Source organism: Streptomyces sp. NPDC051822 (genome assembly GCF_044452745.1).
Lineage (GTDB): Bacteria > Actinomycetota > Actinomycetes > Streptomycetales > Streptomycetaceae > Streptomyces.
Map to the genome: position 1 here is coordinate 1 of NZ_JBITBZ010000030.1, position 5,268 is coordinate 5,268.

Here is a 5,268-nt window from a genome sequence, read left to right on the forward strand (position 1 = left end):
AGGCCATCGACGGGTGAACGGCGGCAGAACCGGACCGGATTCGTCGAGGTCGCGCGGGGAAGCGGGAACATCGGCCGAGGCGGGAAAGTGGGCTTGGGTGCGGCTCACGGGCCGGCTCGCCGACGGCTCAACCCTCCCCGGCTGGACGGCACCGATGGGGCACGGGCCATGACGGCACGTACCAGGCACCCGGCCATGACGGCACGTACCGGGGCCGGTAATGATCACACGTACCGAGCACCGGCCATGACCACACGCACCGGCGGCCGACGTTGACCCTGTCGGCCAGAGGCGGCAACGGCGTTGCGCTTGCGGACACTTGAGAAACCGCCAGCTTTCCGCCATCCTCGACGCAAGTTCAACATATTTCAACATCTTGGCAAGCGAGTCGACGCGATCACCCACGCAGTAAGCGATTGCTACGCCAGGCCTTCTCGTCAGACCTGGGTAACGGCGACGTATCGATCCGAAACCTCCCAGGCACTCTGTTGACTTTTGGTGGAAACGGCGATTTTCTGTGGTGCATCGAGTTCATAAGCGGCTCACCACGGCGACTTCAGCACCCCCCGAAGCGCCCGGCCGCCCGCTCTCGCACCGTCGTCGGACAGGACCGGAACCGCGTTCCCCCTCCTCGCCACGATCTTCCGCGAGTCCACCTGATTTCTGTGCCTCACCGGTCGGCCGTGTGCGGCCCGTCCTAGCAAGGGGAATGACATGTTCACTGAACTCAACCGGCGGCCGGTGGCTGCGGTCGTCCTGGGCCTGGCCTCCGTTCTCGCACTGACCTCCTGCTCCAGCGGCCAGCAGGCGGCCGGTTCGGGGAGCACCGGGGACGCTGCCAAGGTCGACGGCAAGATATCCCTCACCTATCTCCAGAAGCAGGGTGACCAGGAGTACTTCGTCGGTGAGGCGGCCGGCGCCAAGGCCAAGGCGGACGAGCTCGGCATCGACCTGAAGGTCGTCAACCTCGGCACCGACGCCAACAAGACCATCAGCGAGGCCCAGTCGGCGATCTCGCAGAAGAGCGACGGCCTGATCGTCGTCGTCCCCGACCCGGCCGTCGGCCCCCAGGTCGCCCAGATCGCCAAGGACGCCAAGGTGGCCCTGCTGACCTCCGACGACCAGATCTGCACGAGCGGACCGGACCCGTCGTCCTGTCCGGCCGATGCCCTGGTGCCTCGGATCGGCTTCAGCGGTGCCCAGATGGGCGGCGAGGTCGGCAAGCGTGCCGCCGCGGAGTTCAAGAAGGCCGGCTGGAAGCCCGCGGAGACGCGCACCATCTCCGCCTGGAAGCAGGACGTGACCGTCTGCACCGATCGCGTCAAGGCGTCCAAGGACGCCTTCGCCGCCGGCGCCGGTGCCAAGGTGCAGAACATCGACGTTCCCACGGACAACAGCCCCACCGGCGCGCAGGACAAGATCGCGGCCACGATCACCGCGAACCCGAGCGTCAAGCACTGGGTCGTTTGGGGCTGCAACGACGAGAACGTCCAGGGCGGAGTGACGGCGCTGGAGAACGCCGGCTTCAAGGCCGACGATGTCATCGGCGTGGGCCTCGGCGCCTACCTGGCCTGCAAGAACTGGAGCTCCGGCAAGCCGTCCGGCATGAAGGCCGCGCTGTTCATCAACGGCAAGGACGTCGGCGCCCTGGCTGTGCAGACGATGTACGACAAGCTCAAGAACGGTAAGGCCTTCCCCAAGGAGGCCTTCGCCCCGACCACGATGGTCGACGCCGCCACCTGGAAGGCCGCCGGAGTCACCTGCGGCTGAGCTGCGGCCCCTCGACGCCGGTGCGGCGGCTCGTCCCGCCCGCCGCACCGGCTTCTCCCACCGCCCGGCACTCCGCCGGCCCGTCCCCGTCCCTCCAGCCCGTGAGGCCACCATGACCACACCCGGCACCCGACCCCCCGCGCCGGCGACCCCAGGTGCCGGTGTCGCCGTCGAGAGCATCACCAAGAGCTTCGGCGCAGTCCAGGCCTTGAGCGGCGTCACCCTGACCTTCCTCCCGGGACAGGTCACTGCCCTCATGGGCGAGAACGGCGCCGGCAAGTCAACGCTGTTGAAGATCCTCACCGGCGACCACCAGCCCACCGAAGGACGCGTCTTCCTCGACGGCGCGCCGGTCTCGTTCGCCTCGCCGCAGGACGCGCGCAAGGCCGGGATCCGGATCATCCCGCAGGAGCCGGAGATCATCCCTCACGTCTCCGTGGCGGAGAACGTCTACGCGGGGTCCCTCCCCCGAAAGGCCGGCCGACGCCTCAACCGCGCCGAGCTGCGCCGCAGGATCACCGCCGACCTGGCGCGGCTCGGCTTCGAGAAGGTCATCGACCCCGACCAGATCGGCTCCGAACTCACCGCTGCTCAGCGACAGTTGGTGGAGATCCTGCGGGCCCTTACCGGCGAGGCCAAGGTCATCGCCTTCGACGAGCCGACCTCCTCGCTCGCGGAGAACGAGGCCGAGGCCCTGTTCGCCCTGATCGACCGGCTGCGCGCCCAGGGCATCGCGATCATCTATGTCTCCCACCGCATGAAGGAGATCTTCCGGCTCGCGGACCGGATCGCGGTGCTCCGCGACGGCGCCTCCGCAGGCGTCCTCGACGCCGCGCGGACCACCGAGAGTGAAGTCGTCCGGATGATGGTCGGCCGTGACCTCTCCTCGCTGTTCGTACGGCAGGACGTCGCCCGCGACGAGGTCGTCCTGGAGCTGGACGGCGTCACCACCGACGACGTCACCGACATCAGCCTCCGGATCAGGGCCGGAGAGGTGGTCGCCCTCGCCGGCCTGATGGGCGCCGGGCGTTCGGAGCTCGGACTCGCGCTCGCCGGCGACCGTCCCCTGCGCTCCGGGCGGATCTCCCTGAACGGCCGGCCCCTGCGGCTGCGCAGCCCGAAGGATGCCATCCGCGCCGGCATCGGCCTGGCCCCGGAGGAGCGCAAGGCCCAGGCCCTCTTCCTGCACCGGTCCATCCGTGACAACACCTCCCTGGTCAGCCTGGAGCGGTTGCGCCGGATGCGCTTCGTCCGCAGCGGCCAGGAGAAGGCCGTCGCCCAGGAGTTCTCCGACCGGCTCAGGGTGCGCACGCCGTCCATCGAGCACGAGGTGCGCAAGCTGTCCGGCGGCAACCAGCAGAAGGTCGTCCTCGCCCGATGGCTGCTGCGTCGGCCGAAGGTCCTGATCCTCGACGAGCCCACCCGTGGGATCGACATCGGCGCCAAGGCGGAGATCTACCGGATCATCGCCGACCTCGCGCGGGACGGCGTCGCCCTGCTCGTGATCTCCTCCGAGCTCCCCGAGGTGCTCGGAGTCGCCGACCGCGTCGTGGTGATGCAGAACGGTCGCATCACCGGCGAACTCAGTCGGGCCGAGGCGACCGAGGAATCGATCCTCAACCTCGCCATGGCCGACGACCTCGCCACAGTCGACGCCGTGACCACCCCGGCCGCTGCCCGGCCCCGTACCGACTCCGCCCATGGAGGCCCCCGATGACCACCGCCACCACCTCCCCGGCCGAGACCGAGAAGGCCCCGGAAACGGCACACAAGCGCTCGCCGCTGGCGGCGCTCGGCGGCCAGAACATCAGCCTCATCGGTGCGCTCGTCGTGGTCCTCGGGCTGTTCGGCGTCCTCAACGACAACTACCTGAGCCTGTCCAACATGCAGGTGATCGCCGAAGCGGCGACCATCACCGGACTGCTCGCCATCGTGCAGACCGTGGTCATCATCTGCGGCGGACTCGACATCTCCGTCGGCTCCCAGGTCGGCGTGGCGTCCGTCGTCAGCGCCATGGTCTTCACCAGCACCGGCTCCAGCGCGTTCGTCGGCGTGCTCGCCGCCGTCGGTGTCGGCGTCCTCGTCGGCGTCCTCAACGGTCTCGTCATCGTCTACGGCCGGGTCAATCCGACCATCGCCACGCTCGCCGGACTCGCCGCCTACAAGGGCCTCGCCCAGCTGCTGTCCGACGGCCGCGCCCAGGGCTACGTCCTCAACAACGACTTCTTCGTCTTCCTCGGACGCGGCAAGATCGCCGGCCTGCCCGTGATGGTCTGGATCCTCATCGCCGTCGCGATCGCCGTGCACGTGATGCTCAAGTACACCGACATCGGCCGCAACCTCTACGCCATCGGCGGCAACGACACCGCCGCCCGCCTCGCCGGCATCAACATCAACAAGTACCTCGTCGCGGTCTACGCCCTCATCGGCGTCGTCGCCGCCGTCGCCGGCATCCTGCTCACCGCCCGCACCGGCTCCGGCCAGCCCGTCTCCGGCAGCGAGGGCCTCGAACTCAAGGCCATCACCGCCGCCGCACTCGGCGGCTGCGCCCTCAAGGGCGGCAAGGGCGGCATCGGCGGCACCCTCCTCGCCGTCGCCCTCCTCGGCGCCCTGGAGAACGGCCTGACGGTCGAGGGCATCAACACCTTCTGGCAGAACGTCGCCCAGGGCGCCCTCCTCGTCGCCGCCGTCGTCATCCAGCAGCGCCGCAACGGCGAACGCGCCGTCGGACTACCGCACTGACCGGACGCACTGACGAGGCCCGCCCCCTTCGGGGAGCGGGCCTCGCGGCATGTCTGGATGTCTGCGTGTCTGCGTGCCGGTCGGACGACGCCGTTCGCCCCGTACAGGTCGGGGGCGGCCTGGAGTGTGGGTGGCGCTCCGAGCACCCGCGCAGTCGGTGGTCGAGGTCAGGTACGTCGTCAGGGCCCGGTACCGGGACCTTCGCCGCGGCCTCGCGGTCGGACGCATTGCGCGCCCAGAACTCCACCACGGCGCCGAAGACGTCGGACGTGGTCTCGTTCAGGCCCCCTGACTCCCCGCTGCGGCGCAGCCCCACCGTGCGCGACGTGATGCCGTGGGTCATCTCTTGGGCGGCGACGTCGATGGACGTCAGCGGGTTGGTGTCGCTGTCGCTGTCTCCGTCGTCGTACGGCCGTCTCGTTGTAGCCAGGAGCGCCGTTCACCAGGGCAGGTGCCTTCAGCCCCTCGGCCACGCCGATGCGGAGCGGGCAGAAGGGGGTCGAGGGCCGCTCGGAGGCATCGGGACCGTCTCCCGCCGACCCGGCATACGTGTCGTACGGATCGCCGGAAGACGACGAAAAGCCCTCCCGGGAGGGCCGGGAGGGCCGGGAGGGCCGGAAGGGCCGGAAGGGCCGGGCTCGGGCGCGCGGGGGGCGCGCCTGAGCCCGGCCCGTCGCCGGGTGTTCCTATTCCTCGGTGGGGCCGAGGTCGGGCGTCTTGCGGAAGTCGACGGTACGGGCCCGGGGGCCGGCGTGG

At 69.7% G+C, this 5,268-nt stretch carries 3 protein-coding genes and 1 pseudogene; 3 read left to right on the forward strand and 1 reads right to left on the reverse strand.

Annotated elements, in window-relative coordinates:
- Window positions 1–714 precede the first annotated feature (714 nt).
- The 3 genes from ACIA8N_RS36445 (at window position 715) to ACIA8N_RS36455 (ending at window position 4,512) form a co-directional block, all read left to right on the forward strand.
- Window positions 715–1,770, forward strand: a complete 1,056-nt coding sequence (locus tag ACIA8N_RS36445; RefSeq protein WP_365787935.1) for a substrate-binding domain-containing protein — start codon at window positions 715–717, stop codon at window positions 1,768–1,770.
- A gap of 112 nt (window positions 1,771–1,882) precedes the next feature.
- Complete coding sequence (locus ACIA8N_RS36450) at window positions 1,883–3,487, forward strand: sugar ABC transporter ATP-binding protein (RefSeq protein WP_365787937.1); 1,605 nt, start codon at window positions 1,883–1,885, stop codon at window positions 3,485–3,487.
- Complete coding sequence (locus ACIA8N_RS36455; protein WP_399416899.1) at window positions 3,484–4,512, forward strand: ABC transporter permease; 1,029 nt, start codon at window positions 3,484–3,486, stop codon at window positions 4,510–4,512. The genes ACIA8N_RS36450 and ACIA8N_RS36455 overlap by 4 nt, the downstream gene beginning before the upstream one ends.
- 217 nt (window positions 4,513–4,729) lie before the next feature.
- Here ACIA8N_RS36455 and ACIA8N_RS36460 read toward each other — a convergent pair.
- Window positions 4,730–4,912: pseudogene (locus ACIA8N_RS36460) on the reverse strand (M4 family metallopeptidase); the annotation flags it as partial.
- Window positions 4,913–5,268: the final 356 nt, after the last annotated feature.